General features: G+C 67.0%; 12 protein-coding genes and 2 tRNA genes. 9 read left to right on the top strand and 5 right to left on the bottom strand.

The window, feature by feature from the left end; genetic code table 11:
- Nucleotides 1-214 precede the first annotated feature (214 nt).
- The 3 genes from CMC5_RS07280 to CMC5_RS07270 all read left to right on the top strand — a co-directional run bounded on the left by CMC5_RS07280 (nt 215) and on the right by CMC5_RS07270 (nt 3,470).
- Nucleotides 215-2,473, top strand: a complete 2,259-nt coding sequence (locus CMC5_RS07280; RefSeq protein ID WP_156338313.1) for an ATP-binding domain-containing protein — start codon at nt 215-217, stop codon at nt 2,471-2,473.
- 673 nt (nt 2,474-3,146) lie between these two features.
- A tRNA-Met gene (locus tag CMC5_RS07275) sits at nt 3,147-3,223 on the top strand.
- 170 nt (nt 3,224-3,393) lie between these two features.
- Nucleotides 3,394-3,470: transfer RNA gene (locus CMC5_RS07270), tRNA-Met, on the top strand.
- Nucleotides 3,471-3,823: 353 nt separating this feature from the next.
- Here the strand turns inward: CMC5_RS07270 and CMC5_RS07265 are convergent.
- Both CMC5_RS07265 and CMC5_RS07260 read right to left on the bottom strand, forming a co-directional pair.
- Nucleotides 3,824-4,297, bottom strand: coding sequence for a hypothetical protein (locus CMC5_RS07265; protein WP_156338311.1), 474 nt, complete (start codon nt 4,295-4,297; stop codon nt 3,824-3,826).
- On the bottom strand, nt 4,281-4,763 hold the full coding sequence (locus CMC5_RS07260) for a hypothetical protein (protein ID WP_050429724.1): 483 nt from the start codon (nt 4,761-4,763) through the stop codon (nt 4,281-4,283). Before CMC5_RS07260 ends, CMC5_RS07265 begins: the two co-directional genes overlap by 17 nt.
- Nucleotides 4,764-5,185: 422 nt before the next feature.
- Here CMC5_RS07260 and CMC5_RS07255 point away from each other — a divergent pair, with 422 nt between their 5' ends.
- The gene (locus CMC5_RS07255) at nt 5,186-6,556 is read left to right on the top strand and encodes a hypothetical protein (protein WP_156338309.1); all 1,371 of its coding nucleotides are present in this window, start codon (nt 5,186-5,188) and stop codon (nt 6,554-6,556) included.
- Nucleotides 6,557-6,713: 157 nt separating this feature from the next.
- Here the strand turns inward: CMC5_RS07255 and CMC5_RS07250 are convergent, their stop codons facing one another.
- On the bottom strand, nt 6,714-8,210 hold the full coding sequence (locus tag CMC5_RS07250; RefSeq protein WP_050429722.1) for an FAD-dependent monooxygenase: 1,497 nt from the start codon (nt 8,208-8,210) through the stop codon (nt 6,714-6,716).
- 359 nt (nt 8,211-8,569) lie between these two features.
- Between CMC5_RS07250 and CMC5_RS07245 the strand changes: the two genes are divergently transcribed.
- The 3 genes from CMC5_RS07245 (at nt 8,570) to CMC5_RS07235 (ending at nt 11,654) form a co-directional block, all read left to right on the top strand.
- Nucleotides 8,570-8,914 carry a hypothetical protein gene (locus CMC5_RS07245; RefSeq protein WP_050429721.1) on the top strand — a complete coding sequence of 115 codons (345 nt, stop codon included), beginning with the start codon at nt 8,570-8,572 and terminating at the stop codon, nt 8,912-8,914.
- 168 nt (nt 8,915-9,082) lie between these two features.
- Nucleotides 9,083-9,721, top strand: a complete 639-nt coding sequence (locus tag CMC5_RS07240; RefSeq protein WP_050429720.1) for a Uma2 family endonuclease — start codon at nt 9,083-9,085, stop codon at nt 9,719-9,721.
- Nucleotides 9,722-9,878: 157 nt separating this feature from the next.
- The gene (locus CMC5_RS07235) at nt 9,879-11,654 is read left to right on the top strand and encodes a serine/threonine-protein kinase (RefSeq protein ID WP_082362302.1); all 1,776 of its coding nucleotides are present in this window, start codon (nt 9,879-9,881) and stop codon (nt 11,652-11,654) included.
- 57 nt (nt 11,655-11,711) lie between these two features.
- Here the strand turns inward: CMC5_RS07235 and CMC5_RS07230 are convergent, their stop codons facing one another.
- Complete coding sequence (locus CMC5_RS07230; protein ID WP_082363412.1) at nt 11,712-12,584, bottom strand: EamA family transporter; 873 nt, start codon at nt 12,582-12,584, stop codon at nt 11,712-11,714.
- A 350-nt stretch (nt 12,585-12,934) separates the two neighbouring features.
- On the opposite strand from CMC5_RS07230, the gene CMC5_RS07225 reads away from it, so the two are divergent.
- Together CMC5_RS07225 and CMC5_RS07220 are read left to right on the top strand one after the other, a co-directional pair.
- Nucleotides 12,935-14,500: a serine/threonine protein kinase gene (locus tag CMC5_RS07225; RefSeq protein WP_082362301.1), complete on the top strand. Its 1,566-nt coding sequence runs from the start codon at nt 12,935-12,937 to the stop codon at nt 14,498-14,500.
- Nucleotides 14,501-14,893: 393 nt separating this feature from the next.
- Entirely contained in the window at nt 14,894-16,711 is a 1,818-nt protein-coding gene (locus CMC5_RS07220) for a serine/threonine-protein kinase (protein ID WP_169796473.1), read from the top strand.
- Nucleotides 16,712-16,762: 51 nt separating this feature from the next.
- Here CMC5_RS07220 and CMC5_RS07215 read toward each other — a convergent pair whose 3' ends face one another.
- Complete coding sequence (locus CMC5_RS07215) at nt 16,763-17,638, bottom strand: toll/interleukin-1 receptor domain-containing protein (RefSeq protein WP_050429715.1); 876 nt, start codon at nt 17,636-17,638, stop codon at nt 16,763-16,765.
- Nucleotides 17,639-17,864 lie beyond the last annotated feature (226 nt).

Here is a 17,864-nt window from a genome sequence, read left to right as displayed (position 1 = left end):
ACAGTTGCACGCCCCCGCCGGATGGGTGGTGAGAGACCTGGAGAAGCCACGAGGCGCAGGTTTTGCTTGGACGTGACGAGGGTGCAGACGGAACGGGGCGGGGTGTCGCCTCTTGTTGCCTTGTGACGCCGAATCAGCCATGAGGTCCGGCCCCTGTCGGTAAGAACCGGCGCTTGCAGCGGCTCTGCCCAGCATTCCTCACCGAAACACCCACGTGAACGCGAACGATCTCCAAGCTCCCCTCGACCCCCCCCAGCCTGGCAACACCGCCTCCCTCGACGAGGACGCGGCGAAGATCGTGCAGGAGGAAGAAGCCCTCCTCAGCCGGGTGAAGGCACACCTCGCCACCCTCCCGCCGCCCAAGCCGGCACCGAAGTCCGACTACGACGAGCAGCTCCTGTCCTTGCGCGACCAGATCGCCTCGGCGCGCCTCGAGGACGTGCCGGCCCTGGTGCAGCAGATGGAGCGCGTCACCGGGATCGCGGCGCAGCGCAACGCGCACGTCGTCGAGCCGGTGGATCCGAAGTCACCGTATTTCGGTCACCTCCGGCTGCGCGAGAAGGGCAGGCCCGACCGCGACGTGCTCATCGGCAAGACCACGCACGTGGACGCGAAGGCCGGTGTGCGCATCGTCGACTGGCGGCACGCGCCGGTCAGCCAGATCTACTACCGCTACGAAGAGGGCACCGACTACGAGGAGACCTTCGGCGAGCGCGATGTGGAGGGGACGATCCTCGCCCGCCGCACCGTCACCATCGACGAGTCCGAGCTGCTCCGGATCTCCGCACCGCAGGGCACGTTCGTGCGCGGTATGAGCGGGGCATGGCGCTCGCTCGACGTCCGCGCCGCGTCCCTCGCCGGCGGCCAGGGCGTCGCCATCCGCCCGGAAGACATGCGCGAGATGGCCGGCCGCGCAGGCGCCCTGGGCACGGGCGCCGCATTCCACGCGCGCGAAGACCGGCACCTGCCCGAGATTGCCGCGCTCCTCGATCCGCGTCAGTTCGAGCTGATCTCCAAGCCCGACACCGGCATCGTGGTCATCCAGGGCGGCGCCGGTAGCGGCAAGACCACCATCGGCGTGCACCGCATGGCGTTCCTCGCCTACAACGGCGGGCGCCGCTTCACCGCCGACAAGATGCTGGTCGTCGTCGGCAGCCCCGCCCTCCGCGCGTACATCAGCGAGGTGCTCCCCGCCCTCGGCCTGCCCGGCATCGCCGTCGAGACCTACGCCGAGTGGGCACGCTCGGTGCGCATCAAGACGTTCCCGTGGCTGGAGGCGCCCGTCGAAGAGAACACCCCCAGCGTGGTCACCCGCTACAAGACGCACCCCGCGATGCTCGGCCTCTTCGAGCGACGCGCGAAGGAGGTGCTCGAGGACGGGACGATCCGGCGCGACGTGCGCGGCGTGCTCTACTTCTGGGCCGACGTGCTGAGCGACAAGGACCGCGTGCTCGCCGCCTTCGAGGCCGCGAACGACCCCGAGTTCCCCATGGACCAGGTGAAGCGCGCCTGGCGCTGGTGCGCCGACCGCTGCCCCGCCGTGCTCGACCTCGACCCCGGCGATCGCACCGAGCGCAAGGCCGCCTCCGCCGACGAGCCCGAGTACAGCGAAGAGGAGCACAAGCGCCGCCAGGGCGTGGACGGCCAGGATGCCTCCGACCGCGACGAGCGCGCCACGCTCGACGTGGAGGACGACTCGCTGCTGCTGCGCGCCTACCAGCTCCTGCGCGGAGAGCTGAAGAAGGGCAAGCAACCGCTGCTCTACGAGCACCTGTTCGTCGACGAGGCGCAGGACCTCGCGCCCGTGGACCTGTCGGTGCTGATGCACGTGGTCAACCAGCCGCGCAGCATCACGCTGGCCGGCGACACGGCGCAGCGCTTGTTCATGGACTCGGGCTTCCGCGACTGGCGGCAGACGCTCGACGAGCTGGGGCTGTCGCGCGTGGAGGTGGAGCCCCTGCGCATCGCCTACCGTTCGACCCGCGAGGTGATGGAGTTCGCGCGCGCGGTGCTCGGGCCGCTGGCCGATCCGACGCCGCCCGTGGCGCCCCGGTCCGGTGCTCCGGTGGAGCACCACCACTTCCCCAGCCAGGGAGCTGCCGCGGCGTTCCTCGCGGATGCGATCCGGCCGCTGATCCAGCGCGAGCCGCGGGCGACGCTGGCCATCCTGTCGCGGCACCCGGAGCAAGCCGACGTGTACTACGAGGCGCTGCGGATGGCGGAGATCCCGCACCTGCGGCGGATCCGGTCGTACGAGTTCGCGTTCCGCCCGGGGGTGGAGGTGACGGAGATCCGGCAGGTGAAGGGCCTGGAGTACGACTACGTGGTGCTGCTCGACGTGAACGCGGCGACGTATCCGGCCGACGATGAGTCACGGCACCTGCTGCACATCGGGGCGACGCGCGCGGCGCACCAGCTGTGGGTGGTGTCCTCCGGGGCGCCGTCGCCGCTGCTGCCCGCCTGGCTCGACTGAGCCACCCGAGCAGGTCGACCCGACCCGCGCGACCCACCCCGCTCGACGGAATGGCTCGGATGAGGCGCCGAGCCGCCCGAGCAGCTCGACTCGACAGCTCGACCTGACCAGCTCGACCCGACCAGCTCGACTGAATGGCTCAGCTGAAGCGTCGAACCGTCCGACCAGCTCGACTGAGCAGTTTTCGCTCGCTCCGTCGGGCTAGCGGGTCCCTGCCGCACAATCTGAGGGTAGACGGCCCGCGGGGACGGACATCGCTCCAAGGTGGCCGGTCGGATGCGTGCGGGTCGGGTGCAGTCCAGGCGCAGGTCGTGGAGGTTGGAGGAGAGGAGTGGAGGAGCGTTCCTGCGGGCCGGGTCGGGCCATGCGGACCGGAGTCGTTCACGCGGCCCGGGGTCGTTTACGCGGCCCGGGGTCGTTTACGCAGCCGGGGTCGTTCGCGCGGGCCGGGGCAGTTCACGCAGGTCGGGTCAGGTCATGCCAGCCAGCCCAGTTCGCCCGACGCCCAGACGGTCCGACCTGCGTGATGGACCGGTGCTCCGCGTGCGAAGAACCAGTGCGCGCGAAGAGAGCGAGGCGGTCGCCGTACGCGACGGACCGATGTTCTGCGCGAGGTCGATCGATGCACCGACAAAGCGCTTGACTGTACGGGGGATGTGACTAGTTTCCGCCCTGCGCGGTGGAGCAGCCTGGTAGCTCGTCGGGCTCATAACCCGAAGGTCGTAGGTTCAAATCCTGCCCGCGCAACCAAAGCCAGTTCATGAAGCTGGCACTTCCCTGGAGGCCCCGCGATGTCGGGGCCTTCGGCGTTTGTGGCCTCGATGCGTGGCCGTTTCGATGGCGTGACGACGGCATGCACGAAGTCGAAGGAATCGTGACCCGTGCGCTTGACAGAAAGAGGGCCGTCGCTAGATTGGCGTCGCGCGGTGGAGCAGCCTGGTAGCTCGTCGGGCTCATAACCCGAAGGTCGTAGGTTCAAATCCTGCCCGCGCAACCAAGCCTACGAAGTTCACGCTGAAGCCCTGGTCGAGAGACCGGGGCTTCGTCGTTTCTGGTCGTGGTTCCCAGCACGACCAAGAGAAATTTATCGTCGCCTTGTGGGGCTCATCGCCCTCCCGCAGCACGACCCCATCCCAGCTAATGTAACCACGCGAAGGTGTCCTTCGTCGGTGCGTCCACTGCCTGAGTCCAGACGCGCACAGGCGTGAGAATGCGCGAGGCAACTTTCAGTGAGATGAGGCGCAGAAAAGCCTCGGCACTCCACGAGCACGCTTCGCCACGGGGACGGTCCTTGGCATTCAGGTGGCCGCGTTGTCGCTGGTCCTCTCGACGACCGACGGAATGACGAACTCAGTACTGAATGTCAGCCTTGTGCGAGCCAGAGAACGCGGTCGACAGATCATAGAAGGAGCCCGGGAAGCGCTCCGCTGTGACAACGACATTCGCCCCGAGATCGCCACCGGACATCGTGACGATCTCGATGACCCCGACGCGCCCCGCCGAGCCCTTCGCGTACAACAGCTCCTTCGACACGAGGGCGAGCGCCGCCTTCTCGTCCTGAGTCCCCTGCAGGAAGGCTATCCATCGGAACGGCGCACCAACCGAGAGCAATGCGGGCACCTCCGCAAGCGCATCACCGGCCATCTTGCGAACCTGGACCACGTGCGCATCACCGTTGCCGTCACGATCGATGGCGAGCACATCATAAAGGGGGGACTCGTCCTTCGGCCATGGTGCATCGAAGTAGATGCGTGGCACGACGAGCCGTCGAATCAAGCAGCGCGCGATAGGCTCCTTCGCTCGGAACTCAACTCGATCCCGCATCGGTTGCCTCCTCGACCCGAGCAAGCTCGGGGAACGTGCTGTACACCCACTTGAAGAACTGCTCCATCTTCATCTTCGCCCATTTGAACTCATCGCCGCGCACTTCATCCTCGCCATAGGAGAAGCGCGTCTTCCTCGCGATCAGCTCGCGGAGATGTCTGACACCGTGGTCGTCGAGCCGCCTTGCAGCGCATAGCTTTTCAAGCGCTCTCGCTGCCACGCCATGATCCTCTGCCTTGCTTCTCAAGCCCTCTTCGGCAACGAGGACCGCGTCCGTCAGCGCAATACCACTGTGCACAGCAAGAAGGCCCACAGCCGAGCCGTACGTCTCGTCGAGGTCGAGAAGCTGTACTGCGCGATAGAACGAGTCAGCTCGCTGCCTGTAGTGCCTTACGGTCGACGACTCACGCATCGGTTCGAGAATAAAGCCAATCCATGAGCCCACAATGCCTATCTGGGTGTCCACACGCACTCACTCAGTTCGGCTTCTTTGGGGATCTTTGCGCGCGAGGGGAGCTTCTTTGGGGATAAGCGCCCTGCACTCGCATAGCCCGAAGAGTATTACGCGCATGCCGGAACAATCATCGCCCAACTCATTCAAGGGGTCCGCTCGACGCATAGCTTCCGGCTTCCCGATGGACGTACCAGAGGGCGGAGGGAAGTTTTCCCGAGAACCCATGCCGCATCTCTTGCAGCATCGACAAATCCTGCGAACTCAAGCAGATCGAGAGCATGAGAGACCCTCTCCCTTTTGATCCGAACTCCGCGGACTCCGAGGTTGTGCAAGGTAGACGCGCAGAGGTTCTGCTTGCCGTCTGCCTGGGACACTTGGTTCCCGCAACTCCACAGCTTCCGAATGCTGTTTCCGGACGGTGGGGTGAGCTCGCCTTGGAGGGCGGCGACTGGGCATGGGTATTTCAAGAACACGAACTCAACCTCGTTCTTCGAGCAGGTTCCGTCGGCATGTGCGACGCGCTCAACGGTATGTTCGGCGATCTGAACCAGCGAGCTGAGTTCGCACTGGAGACCGGCGACGTGGTTGAGGCTCGGTTCGTTCACATCCGAGCCCGTGGAACCAGGCTCGACCTCGAGCACAAGACGCTCGACAGCACCCACACGTTGCGCCTCGACTCGTGGACATGGAAACCAAAGGGCACCAGCTGCATGTGGATAGGCGTGCTCGAAGGCGCACAATTCAACGTCTCCAACTTGGTGCTGCACGGCCAGGGCTGGTGGTCCTCACAGCACCTTCGGCTCCGTGGAGAATACGACCTTTACCTCGTAACCCAGCGCAAGGGCGATGCTGTAACATTGGTCATCGACACCCATGGTCGACCACTTGACCATGACATTCTCGGAACGGACCTCCTTGCATTGGAGTTCGTGCTGGGTTGCCACGTACAAGTCCACCGACTCACCGCGATTGACACGCATGGCCAGATTGTAGGCGCGGCGGGATTGGATTTTGGAAGTGGACAGCGCGGAGAATGGAATAGGCGCTGTCCCGTCGCGGGGCCATCGGAGCTTCTCGCAACCAACGACGAGTCGCCCGAAGAGCACATCTGGATCCCTTCGCTCTTCGAGCGCGTCGCAAGACACTTGCACGACGAGAGACAGGATTCTCCACTCTTCACTGGAATTGCGGCCTATCTCCACTCCCTATCGAGCCACATCCACGCGAGCTACCTGCTCGTGCAGGTCGGCCTTGAAGCGCTCTGTTCGCAGCTAGTGGCAGCCAACACGCATGTGCTGGTGAAGGATTCCAAGACCTGGAAGCATTTCGTTGACGAACATAAAAGCCAGATCCTCGAACATGCCATCGACGAGGATGCTGGACGCAAACTCCTGGGCAAGGTGCTCAACGCTCACCAGGCTCCCAGCTCCGACCGTGTACTCACCGCCTTGAAGCACTTCGCGTTGAACATCCCGCAAGTTGCCATCAGCGAAATAAAACGACGAAACGCGGCGGCACATCAGTTTGTCATGGCCAAGGAATCTACAGCCAGATGCCAAGAACTGGCGGACCGGCTTGCGATCGTCCAGACCTTGCTGATTGCTGTGATCGCCAAATATCTGGGTTTTGATGGCCCGATTGTGGGTTGGGAGTGGGCGCAGGGTCGGCGCAAAGTTCCCGACTGGTGGTCCTGGAAGAAGCTCGACGAAGCACGTCGTCGCTATCTGGTCTTCGACCCCAACATCAACATCCAAGCGGAGGAACTCTCTCCAGCCTCGTCAAGCGGTTGTTCAATGGACACATGACCCTTCCATCGACCGTTCTTTAGTTCCCGTCCCAAAAGTCCTCGACGCGAGACTTCTACCTCCTGTTTCGCGGCAGTTTTGAGGTCTCTGATGTCGAGAAGGGTCGTTTCGGGACGGGAACTCTTTAGGTTGGCTGGACGCCGCTCCGCTCAATGAGCTACGGCGCTGTCGGCACTCCGAACCAGGTGGTCAGCGCGCTACGAAGCCCGTGGTCCGTACCCTCTCCGACCCAGGCGACGTGTCCATCAGGCCGGACCAACACGGCCGTGGGCGCCGCGACCGCGCCGAGCACCGGAAGCTCCCACGCCCCCTCGTAGCGCGCGTCGACCTTTCGAACCCGGTCTGCCCAGGGACCGATATCGAGGGCGCCAGGCTCGCCGAGGTCGAGCAGCACGGGCCGAGCCTCATGCAGCAAGGTGAACACCCGCCGTGAGCCACTCTCGGTGACCACCTCGAGATCGGGCATGCGGCGTCCGAGCAAGGGGTGTCCCGCGCCGAGGTCGTAGTGGATGTCCAGGCCCGAGATCATCCCGGCGTACCGCTTGCGTGGCGCGTCCATCTTCAACAGCTCGGCCATGGTCTCGCGCAGGGCCTGGGTCCGTTCGTCGCCGCGGTTGATCGCGGTCGCTGCCATGGTGTGCTTGAGGACGCGCGCGCCGATGGGGTGTCGCTCGGCCTGGTAGGTGTCGAGGAGGCTCTCCGGGGAGAGGCCCTGGACGACCTGGGCCAGCTTCCAGCCGAGGTTCACGGCATCCTGGACGCCGAGGTTGAGGCCTTGCCCGTTGGCCGGAGAGTGCACGTGCGCCGCGTCGCCAGCGAGGAGGACGCGGCCCTTTCGGTAAGACGCCGCTTGCCGGGTCGCGTCGGTGAAGCGCGAGAGCCAGGTGACGTCGTGGATGCCGTAGTCGGTCCCGTCGACGGCGATGAGCGCTTCGCGCAGCTCGTCCAGGGTCGGCTCGTCGCCTTGCTTGACCTGCACTTCGCCCCAGACCACGCGCACGCGCTTGCCGTCGTCGAGCTTGCCGATGCCATAGACGCCCTTGTCGCCCCAGCGCATGCCCAGCTTCGGCTCGCTGGCCATCGCGGCCTCGGCGATCAGGTAGCTGACGGAGGGATCCCATCCCGGGAACTCGATGCCGGCCTTCTTGCGGATCAAGCTGCGGCCGCCGTCACAGCCGACGAGGTACTGCGCGCGGAGCGAGCGGCCATCGGACAGGGTGATGTCGACGCCGGTGTCGTCCTGCTCGAAGTCCGTGACTTCCCGGGCGCGGTAGTTCGGGACGCCCAGCTCGTCGACCCAGGCGGCGAGGATGCGCTCGAAATGGTTCTGCCAGAGGGCGAGGCCGTAGTTGTGGCGGGTCGGAAAGTCGCTGATGTCGAGCGGGGTCGTCGCGAAGGCGGCGACCTGGGCGGTCTTCCCCTCGGCGAGGAAGCGGTCCGCGACGCCGCGCTGATCGAGCACCTCGATGGTGCGGGCGTGCAGGCCGCCAGCGCGCGAGCCGGCGAGGTCCTGGGTTGCGCGTCGCTCGACGATGGCGACGTCGACGCGGGCCAGCGCGAGCTCGGCGGCCAGCATCAGGCCGGTGGGGCCGCCTCCAGCAATCACCACGGCATGCTTCGTCACGGCCACGTCACGTGCGGATTCGTCGTGCATTCGAGCCTCCTGCACCTCTCGGTGCTCGGTTGTGGCCGAGCAATGTGCGGCATGGACCGGGGCTTGCCGCAAGCCCCCATCTCTGGCATACGTTGGTGGTGGAGAGAGGCGGGGGCTGCTCTCTCCGGCGCGGTCCGTAGGAGCTTCCTCGCGAGCTACGGGCGCTCGAAAATTGGCGAGGGTGCGGGCTCAATCGCTTGAGCGAGCGCGGGGTTGGCGATTGATGCTTTCTCCGAGGTTGATTCACCTTCTCGCACGTACTCACGTGACGTCTCGCGATCCATCTTCCTCACGATATCATCGATGAGAACGTCTACATCTGCCCGGCAAAGGGCGGTGCATACACCCATTTGAGAGCGATGTTCTTCGGCATGTATCGTATGAAGTCGGTCCGCCAGGTGGCCGTCATCGAGGCCGTCATCGATGTCGGCGAGGACAGCCCCGCCAAGATCCTCTGGAGAAACGTAGGGACACCGGATGCTGAACTCGTCTCGCTCGCGATCGACGAGCGAAACAGGCTTCGACCAGGATCGCCTCCCCATCGATTCTTCCTCCTCGGGCAGCTGCACGAGACCAACTTCATGAAAACGACGAAGGGCGGTATGCGGCCCCCCAAGCAATACTTCGATGTGGAAAAGCTCGCCCCGATCGACGCCGCTGACCTGGCGGAGAAACTTCGCGGCAAATCATGGTCGAACTACTGACTTGATCCTCGAATGGCAGAGGGTCGGGGACCTCGTAAGAGAATCGAGGAACTCGTCGCATTCATTCAGAGCCAGAGTCTGAATCACTTTGCTCGACCAGCGGGCCATCGGACCCCTCGGCAAGGACGGGATTTCAGGCCGGCTGCTTTTGCGTGCTAGCCTTCGGACATGGTCGCCCGCGCCCCCGTCTTCACAGCGCCTGAGCTTGCCCTGAGCGACAGCGCCTGGGCCGAGATGCGCGAGGACGAGCTCGGAGAGCTGGTCGATGGCGTGCTCGCGGAGGAAGAGGTGCCGGACTGGGTCCACGAGAGCGCTGTCGTCTGGCTGATCCGTGTGCTGGCAGCGTGGGCGGCGCCGAGAGGGGGGTTCGTCGCGGGCTCGGAGCTGAAGTACCTGCTCCGGCCTGGGCTCGGGCGAAAGCCGGATGTCTCCGTGGTGCTGCCCGGGCAACGGCCTCCGCCACGGCGCGGGCCGGTGCGGCGGGCGCCCGACATCGCCGTCGAGGTGGTCTCTCCGAGTCCGCGGGATGCGCACCGCGATCGCATCGAGAAGCTGCGGGAGTACGCAGCGTTCGGGGTGCGCTGGTACTGGCTGCTCGACCCCACCATGAGGACGCTGGAGGTGTACGAGCTGGGGTCGGATCGGCGCTATGCGTGGGCCACGGGCGCAGGCGCGGACACGGGGAGCCTGGAAGCGGTGCCAGGGTGTGAAGGGCTGAGCCTGGACCTGGATGCGCTGTGGGCCGAGCTGGATCGGCTCGGGGATGAGGAGCCGGAGGAGACGGAGGCGCCGGAAGAGAGCGGCTGAGGCACTGGAGGAAGCGAGGGACGTTCGTCCAAGACTGCATCGCGCCTCACGGTCGCCCTGCCCTCTCCCGCTCTCCTTCGCTCGCCCCACCTGATGATTTCCACCCGTGCGGCGACCACCTACACTCGCGAGAGGGGGTCCTGGGAGGGTCGGGGACATGCAGATCGGAGCGGGGGCGGTCGTCGGCGGGAAGTACCGTCTGGAGCGACCTTTATCGGCGGGCGGGATGGGCGCCATCTGGGTCGCTCGCCACGTTCACCTCGCGTCGACGGTCGCCATCAAGTTCATGAATGCGTCGCTGGCGGCGTCCCCAACCTTCGCGCGCCGGTTCGAGCGGGAAGCGCGCATCGCGGCCAGCTTCAAGAGCCCTCATGTGGTGCAGGTCCACGATTACGGCATCGATCGCGGCATGCCGTACCTGGTCATGGAGCTGCTCGAAGGGGAGGATCTCAGCACCCGGCTCCAGCGGGTCGGTCGGCTGGCGTTACAGCCTTCGGTGCAGGTGCTGACGCAGGTCGGCAAGGCGATCCGCAAGGCCCACGAGGTGGGCATCGTCCACCGCGATCTCAAGCCTGGAAACATCTTCATGGCGCGCGTCGAGGACGAGGAGATCGTCAAGGTCCTCGATTTCGGCATCGTCAAGGTCCTCGACCAGGGGGCGGGGGGGCCGCTGCGGATCTCGGTCTTCGAGATGACCAACCCGGGAGACGTGCTCGGTTCGCCGCTCTACATGAGCCCCGAGCAGGTCAGGGGGGACAACGACGTCGATCACCGCAGTGATCTGTGGTCGATGGCGATCATTCTCTTCCGCATGCTCACCGGGAGGCTTCCGTTTGCAGGGGAGCAGATTGGCCACATCATCGCGAGCATCCTGACGCAGCCGGTGCCGCCGGCGACGGGGCTCGTGCCCGAGCTGCCGGTGACGATCGAGGCCTTCTTCGAGAAGGCGCTGGCGCGCGCGCGGGAGCACCGCTTCCAGTCGGTGAAGGAGATGCTGGATGCGCTCCACGTGGTCGCGGGGGAGCCGCCGAGGGCTTCCTGGAACTCGATGCCGCCTGTGGTGACACGGCCCAGCCATCCCGCAGCGCTCCAGGAGGGATGGCCAGCCCCCGTGGCGGGTGTGCCGCTCGCGCCGGGGTCGTCGCCAGGGAGGTCGGCGCCGCCCGTCCCAGGATCGCCAGGAGTGGCAGCGCCGCCCGGTGCCACGACGCTCAACCTGGGCGCACCGACGACGGGGTCGACCCACGCCACCACACTGCCTGCGCCGAATGCGGGAGGGGGCGGTAGCGCCACGCGGCAGAAGCTCCAGGCGGTGCTCTGGGGGCTCGCGGTGGGTGTGCTGCTCGTGGTCGGGGCGGGAGGCGTGGCGCTCCATCGAGGAGAGCTGACGAGCCTCGTGGGGGCCGGTGAAGGCGCTTCCTCAAGGGCGTCGCTGGCTCCTGCGGCCATCGCGTCCGCCGCGCAGGGTGGCGCATCGTCCGGAGCGCAGGATGCGGATGACGTACTCTCGAGCGCCAGGCCCCTCGCCAGTGGCTCATCACGCCCCGCTTCGCTGGCAGGAGGCGCCGACACGTCTGGACAAGAAGCGCCGTCCGCGGGGCATGTACCAGCCGACGACAAGGTCATCGATCTGGATGCGATGCCCGCAGGACAGGCACGGGAGGGCGCGGCTCTGCCTTCGGGAGCAGCGTACGCGCCAGCCGCTGGCTCTTCCCGTGCATCGGTAGACAAGCCGCCAGAGTGGCTTCAAGAGGACGTCGGCGCGCGCCCGCAACCCCCTCCCACTCCCTACGAGCTGCCCGACATCTTCGAGCAGCCGCTGGTCGTCCCCGCCGCTCCACAGCCCTCGCTCGCCCCCGCCACGCCGCGGCCTCCGGTGGCGCCCGCCCCGCTGAAGCCCTCTCCACGGCGCGATTTGCAGCCTCCGCAGTAACTCCGCACGAAGCGCTGGCCAGGCCCGGAAGCCTTGTGCCAGCACATCACGTCCCGCTCACCGGAGGAGCCGGCGCACGTACGGCTCGCTGCTCACGAGGACGATGCCGAGAAGCACGAGCAGCGCGCCGGTGACGAAGTTCCAGCTCAGCGGGTCGTCGAGCAAGAGCACGCCGAAGGTGACGCCGAACAGGGGGGTCATGAACGAGAACACGGACAGGCCCGCGGCGACGTAGCGGCGCAGCATCCAGAACCAGGCGAGGTAGCTGGCGAAGGAGATGACCACGGCCTGGAACAGGAGGATGAGGGTCGCTCGCGGCGTCCACGCGAGGTGCGTGTGCTCGCCCATGGCGAAGGTCGCGCCGAGCAGCAGGAGGAACGAGACGAAGAGCTGGTAGAAGAGCGTGAGGGTGGGCGGGGCCTCGGACAGCTTCGAGGCGCGGACGACGACGGTGGTCATGCCCCAGGCGAGGCCGGCGAGCACGGCGAGGCCGTCGCCGAGGAGGGTGCGGGGGTTCACGTCGGAGAGGGTCATGCCGCCGCCGAATGCGATCGCAATGCCGACGAAGCTAACGGCAATGCCTACCCATTGAAGTCTTCGCAGGCGCTCTCCTGGCAGCAGGACGTGCAGGCCGAGGGCGGCGAAGATGGGCGCGGTGTACGTGAAGACGCCGACGTGCGAGGCGGAGGTGTAGCCCAGGGCGATCGCCATCAGGAGGAACTCGAGGGCGAACAAGGCGCCCGCGAGCACGCCGGCGGGGACGGTGCCTTGACGGACGCCTTCCCAGCCGCCGCGCCAGCACATCAGGAGGCCCACCAGCACGGCGGAGATGGCGGAGCGCGCCGTCGCTTGCACGATGGGCGGGAGGTCCGGGGCCGCGACCTTGACCGCGACCTGCTGCATGCCCCAGAGCACGCAGAGCACGAGCATGATCTGGAAGGCGAAGAGGTCGACGTCGCGCCGCGAGGGGCTCACGGGGCGCCTCCGCGGGCCGTGAGGGGCGAGAGGCGAGGGAGTCGAGGTGGCAAGTGCATGGGGGTGCTTGGATGGTGCTGCTCGGCGCGTCGTCCTCGAGGTGAGCCGCGGCGCCCGAGACGGCGCGACGGCATACTCTCGCCGTCACACGCGACGCAAGCCGGCGATGAGGATGCGCGGGAGGAAGGCGGGCTCCGCCCGGGACTTGCCCGTGGTGTCGCGGGCCTTCCGTGGCCCGGAGTTCGCGTGGTTTTTGCTGGCGACTCGCCAGGCAGCAATCCAGGGTGTCGCTGGGGGCTGGCAGCATGCAGGTTGCACCGGGCGTCGTCGTCGGCGGCAAGTATCGGTTGGAGCGTCCTCTTTCCAGTGGGGGCATGGGCACGGTCTGGGTGGCGCGTCATGTGCACCTGTCGTCCAGGGTCGCGGTCAAGTTCATGGCCCCGTCCTTCGCGGTGTCGGCGTCGTTCAATCGTCGCTTCGAGCTCGAAGCGTGCATTGCGGCGAACCTGAAGAGCCCGCACGTGGCGCAGGTCCACGATTACGGATTCGACAGAGGCATGCCCTATCTGGTCATGGAGCTGCTCGAGGGCGAGGATCTCGGCAATCGTCTCCAGACCGTCCGGCGCCTGCCGCTGCACCAGGCGGTGCAGCTCCTCGTCCAGATCGGCAAGGCAATCCGGCGCGCCCACGAGGCGGGGCTCGTCCACCGGGATCTGAAGCCCGGGAACATCTTCCTGGCGCGCACCGACGAGGACGAGATCGTCAAGGTGCTCGATTTCGGGATCGCCAAGGTGCGCGATCAGCAGCTCGCGGGCATCGAGCCGCGATTCGAGGGTGAAATCACGTGCGCCGGGGCGCTCCTGGGGTCGCCCCATTACATGAGCCCGGAGCAGATCCTCGCGGGCAAGGAGATCGACCACCGGAGCGATCTCTGGTCGCTGTCGATCATCCTGTTCCGGATGCTCACGGGGGAGCTCCCGTTCCCCGGGGAGCAGCTGCCGGAGATCATCGGGAAGGTCCTGGGCGATCCCGTGCCCCGGGCGACGCTGCTCGTCCCGGAGTTGCCCGTGGAGCTCGACGCGTTCTTCGAGAAGGGGTTATCGCGAGCGCGAGAGCACCGTTTCCAGTCGGTCGGCGAGATGATGGACGCGCTGCGCGCGGTTGCCGCAAGCGCGATCCCAGGGGTGGCGAGCTACCCGTTCCGGCGTCCTCCACACGCGTGGAGTCGCGAGAGCGTCCAGTCCACGGTCCCAGCTCCCAGCGGCGCGGTCCCGGTCGTCACGCCCTCCGAGGCGCCACCTCGCGTCACGTCCTCCGAGGCGCCACCTCGGGCCTCGGGCCAGCCGACGTTGCTCACCAGCGCTGACAAGACGGCAGCGACCCAGGCGCCCCGGAGGCGCATGCGGGCGGTGGTGGTGGCGACGTTCACATGGATGTTGCTCTTCGCCATCGTCGGAGGCGTCGCGGTGCACCAGGAGAGGGTTCTCGACCGGGTGCACGGCGCCCTGACGGCCTCGGTGGGCTGGTGGTCGACGCAGCGAGATGCGGGCGAGCAGCGGGACGCCGGCGAGCAGCGGGACGCCGGCGAGCTGGGGGACGCGGAATTGCTCGTGTTCGTGGTCGAGCCCCCCAGCCATGTCGCTCCCCCCAGCGACTCGGTGCATCTGGCTCCTCCTCCGTCTGACGGCGGCACGCTGACTCCACCGCCTTCGGCATCGTCGGTGCTGCACGGCAAGCCCCACCCGCAGACGAAGGCCGGGAAGACGTCTCAGCAGCCGCCCATCCCGCCGGCTGCGCCCCCCGACTGGCTCAAGAAGGTCGTCGACGAGTTCCCGAAGACGACGCCGGAGTCGCGCAGCGCGGTGCAATGAACCCCCGCATCACGTTCGGCGAAATACCGTAGGGGCGATGCCCATGGCGCGCTCCCCCGCACGCTCGGCGCCTGGCCGCGGCGAGGCAGGTCGGCCGCCTGACGACGCCCATCGGCCGTCGGGACGGTGAGCGCTCCTCACCTGGCACACCCGCTGGCACCGGTGACGCCTGGGAAAAGCGACGTGCAGAACGCACCCGGCGCCCTGGAGCTGGGAATGCCGAACAAGCACCGCAATCACCACGTCCTCGCCATAGAATCATCAATGGCTGCATCAGCCCCTGAATAGCAATTCTGGAGATCGAACCACATGGTTCGACATGCGCCGCGATGTGGTCATTTCCTCTGGCGTCGAGCGCGATGGCGCTTCAGGGTGTCGGCGGGGGCTGGGCACATGAAGATCGCACCGGGCGCCATCGTCGGCGCCAGATACCGTCTCGAACGACCACTTTCCCAGGGCGGGATGGGGTCTCTCTGGGTGGCGCGCCACATCCATCTCTTCTCCACGGTCGCCGTCAAATTCATGAACCCGGCGCTGGCAGCGTCTTCGTCCTTCGTTCGACGATTCGAACGAGAAGCTTGCATTGCCGCGAATCTCAAGAGTCCCTACGTCGCGCAGGTCCACGATTACGGAATCGATGGCGCCGTTCCTTACATCGTCATGGAGCTTCTGGAAGGGGAGGATCTCGGCGCGCGCCTCCAGCGCGTCGGAATCATGGCGCTCGGCCCGTCGGTGCAGATCATCACGCAGGTCGGCAAGGCCATCCGGCGGGCGCACGCGCGCGGGCTGGTTCACCGGGATCTGAAGCCGGGAAACATCTTCCTGTCCCGCGTCGACGAGCAAGAGGAGATCGCGAAGGTCCTCGACTTCGGCATCGTCAAGGTGAGCGGGCAGGTCATCCAGGGGCTGAAGCAGTCGCTCGATGGCGAGAGGACCTGCGTCGGGGACGTGCTCGGCTCACCGCATTACATGAGCCCGGAGCAAGCCCGAGGGGAGCGGGACATCGACCATCGCAGCGATCTCTGGTCGCTGACGGTCATCCTGTTCCGGATGCTGACGGGGAGGCTCCCTTTCTCCGGCGAGCAGATAGGTCAGGTGCTCGGGAAGGTGCTGTCGCTGCCAGTGCCGAGGGCGTCGAGCACCGCGCCACAGCTGCCGAGGGCCATGGACAGCTTCTTCGAGAAGGGGCTGGCGCGCGCACGGGAGCAGCGCTTCCAGTCGGTGGAGGCGATGCTCGCGGCGCTCCAGGTGATCGCCGCTTCGCAGGGGCAGCTGGAGCCGCGGACCCGTGCGGCGATGGAGTCGCTCATCGGAGAGCTCGGGCCAGAGCACCTGGTCACCCTGTGGCCCGAACCCGAGTCAGAGCCGGTCCCGCCGATCCCGGCGACGTCGAGGAGCCCGCGCGCGATGGGGTCCTGGGTTCCTCCCGTGCCCAGCTCGAGCCCCTCGTCCACGGGTGATGTGGTCACGGTGGGCTCGGTTCGAGGCGCCGCCACGGGTGCAGGCGGGGGCACGACGTCCTCCACGCCGCAGCGGCGCACGCTGTCCACGCTGCTGGCGGTCATGACGGGGGCCATGATCGCGCTGGTCGCAGGCGGAGTGACCGTCAACCGGAAGAGCTTGTTCGGGTCAGAGCCCGAAGACGCCGGCAGAAAGCTGGGCAGTGGTGGGATCCCCGGAGCGGAGGGACCAGTGGCGCTCGGGGGACCACCTCCCAGCACGGCGGCGATCGAGATGCTGAAGCCCCCCCCGAGCACGTCAGCGCCGTCTCAGCACGACAAGGGCGAGAACGGCGTTCCCATCGGGTCACAACGAATGCCCGCCGCTCCCCTGCCAGGAGCGCAAGAGGGCGATCTCGTCTGGTCCCCGGACGCGCCCGCGTCGGCGCTCGCCGGCGCAGCGCCGGATCAGCCTGCCACGGCGCGACCGGGGCCGGAGTCGGGACGTTCCACCGCACCGTCAGGTCCATCCGCGGAGTCGACTCGTCCCCCGGCGCCATCCGGTCAACCCGCGGCGTCGGCGCAGCCACCAGCGCAGTCCGGGCAACCTGGAGCGCCACGGCCGACCCAGAAGCCAGGTCGGCCCCCAGAGTCGGTGTATCCAGCCGGGGAGCCCAGTCGGTCCTCACCTTCGGAGCATCCGGCGGCACCTCCCCCGGCGCCGGAGTCCAGCACGAACCGGCAGTCTTCCACCAATCGCTGGGGCGTCTGAGCGAAGTCGCCGCGGTAGCTCACACCGCGGGCGCCCACGGCAAGCACGCGCTCAGCCGGACTTCTTCCGCGCCTCTTGCGTGTTCCAGTAGGCGATGAATTTGTCGCCCATGGGGCTGAGACTGATCTGCTTGTAGCTGCGCGGCGGGTGCAGCTTGTCGAACTGGACGAGCCGGTAGGGGAGCAGCTTCAGGGCGACCTGGTGGTAGAGGAAGCCGCCGCCTTTCTCCGGATCCCAGGCGCTCACGAGGCCCTGGGTGAACAGGTCGGCGTTGTGGACGAAGAGCTGGAGCGCGTTGCTCCGGACGGGGTTCTCGCTCTTCGCGACGTCGGCGGGCACCATGATCTCCAGGCCTTCGAGGGCCTGTATCAGCTCGGAGTACGAGAAGCCGTCGAAGTACGGCTCCGAGCCCTTCTTGGCCGCGCGGCCGAGATCGAGGGCTGCCTGAGCGGCGCTGTAGCTCGGCTGGCCCTTGACGAACTCGTCGATCGCCGCCTGCAGCACCTCTTCCCGGCGCTGGCGCACGCCCGTCACCGCCGAGAGCGCGTCCATGAGCCGGTGCATCTCCGCGGCATCGAAGGGTCGGACGGCGTCTTCGCTCACGAGGGGGCTGGGGATCGTGCCGAGGTCGACGCCCTGGGTGAGGAGCGGGAAGAGGCGCTTGCCGGCCCCCCAGGCCGTCCCCACCTCGAACAGGACGCCGCCGGCCGAGAGGGCGCTCGGTGAAATGAGGCCGACGACTGCGCCGGGCGCAGGGAACTCGGCCTTCAAGGTCTGCGCGACGTCGACGCTCGCTGGCAGCTTGTGGCCAGGTACGGAGCTGCAACGAAGGTCCCCCTCCTGGAGTTCGAGGCAGCCGGCGAGGCACTCCACCAGCGCCTTCGCGAGGGCGAGATCGGCGGGCGCATGGCTCACGAAGATCTTCATGGCCCCTGGCCACTACCATCCCTCTCATGCCAGTCAACAGCGGTCCGCAGGGTGAAAGACCGGTGGCGCTCGGCTTCGCAGGAGGAGGGTTCGAACGGCGCGCGGGCCGACGGCGTCTCGGCGTTCATCTCCCTGCGCGTCACGCCGTGGTGCGGCGGATCGTTCGCGGAGCGATCCAGTGAGGGCGGTGTTGCTACGGTGTGCAGTCGTCGCTGCACCGCTCCCG

Source organism: Chondromyces crocatus (genome assembly GCF_001189295.1).
GTDB lineage: Bacteria > Myxococcota_A > Polyangia > Polyangiales > Polyangiaceae > Chondromyces > Chondromyces crocatus.
This window is presented reverse-complemented; position numbering and strand designations above follow the sequence as displayed.